Source organism: Magnetospirillum fulvum MGU-K5 (genome assembly GCF_000442515.1).
Taxonomy (GTDB): Bacteria; Pseudomonadota; Alphaproteobacteria; order Rhodospirillales; family Magnetospirillaceae; genus Phaeospirillum; species Phaeospirillum fulvum_B.
The window spans coordinates 1-392 of the sequence record NZ_AQPH01000174.1 but is presented as its reverse complement, the minus strand read 5'-3'; the positions used below and the strand labels follow the sequence as shown (position 1 = coordinate 392).

General features: G+C 70.9%; 1 protein-coding gene. It reads right to left on the bottom strand.

The features are described from left to right. Window positions 1-6: 6 nt before the first annotated feature. On the bottom strand, window positions 7-392 hold a 386-nt coding region (locus K678_RS17445), incomplete at its 5' end, for a regulatory protein RecX (protein WP_021133813.1).

Sequence of the window (392 nt, the reverse complement as noted above, 5' to 3'; positions counted from 1 at the left end):
CCAAACTTAGTCCTCGTCCGGCTCTGTCCCGTCGCCATCGATCACGGCGCGGGCGATCTCCCACGAGAACCCGGCACGGCCCAGCGAGGCGAGATCGCGGTTACGATGATCGGCGCGGGCCTCGGGCGGGCGGAAGGGCCCCAGGCGGCGGCGACGGGCAAAAGCCAGGGCAGCGGCGCGATCGGGATCAGGGCCAAGCTCGGTCAAAGCGGCGGCGACGGTTTCGGCCTCGACCCCCTTCGCCGACAGCGTGGCACGAATGGCGCGGAGCGAACCGCCGCGCCGGGCCAGCCCGCGCACCTTGAGATCGGCATAGGCGGCATCGTCGAGATAGCCCAGCCCGGAAAGGCGGACAATCGCCGCATCGACGATCGCTTCGGCCTCGGCGAGGT